The organism is Arthrobacter sp. Cr_A7 (assembly GCF_029222765.1).
GTDB lineage: Bacteria > Actinomycetota > Actinomycetes > Actinomycetales > Micrococcaceae > Arthrobacter.
The window spans coordinates 1-369 of record NZ_JARHXQ010000358.1 but is presented as its reverse complement, the minus strand read 5'-3'; the positions used below and the strand labels follow the sequence as shown (position 1 = coordinate 369).

Sequence of the window (369 nt, the reverse complement as noted above, 5' to 3'; positions counted from 1 at the left end):
TCCTTGATGAGCTCCACATAGTCGTCGGTGAACTGCCAGAAGAAGCTCTCGGTGATCTGCAGTGCACGGGCGTAGTCGTAGTTCTCGAACGCCTTGGTGGACTGCGCCACAACCTCGGCCAGCTGTGCCAGGACCGCCCGGTCCAGCGGGTTGCTGAGGACCGACAGGTCACCGGACAGCACCGATGCCTCCGTGGCACCCAGGTTCAGCACGAACTTGGACGCGTTCAGGAGCTTGATGGCCAGGCGCCGGCCGATCTTCATCTGGGCAATTTCGTAGGCCGTATCAGCACCGAGCTTCGCTGATGTTGCCCAGTACCGGACGGCGTCGGAACCGAACTCGTCCAGCACGTCGGTGGGGACCACCACA

The 369-nt window shown here is 62.3% G+C and carries 1 protein-coding gene; it reads right to left on the bottom strand.

From position 1 onward, the window contains the following. The coding region (locus P2Q66_RS21145; protein ID WP_275731318.1) for a class I tRNA ligase family protein at nucleotides 1-369 on the bottom strand (369 nt) is incomplete at both ends.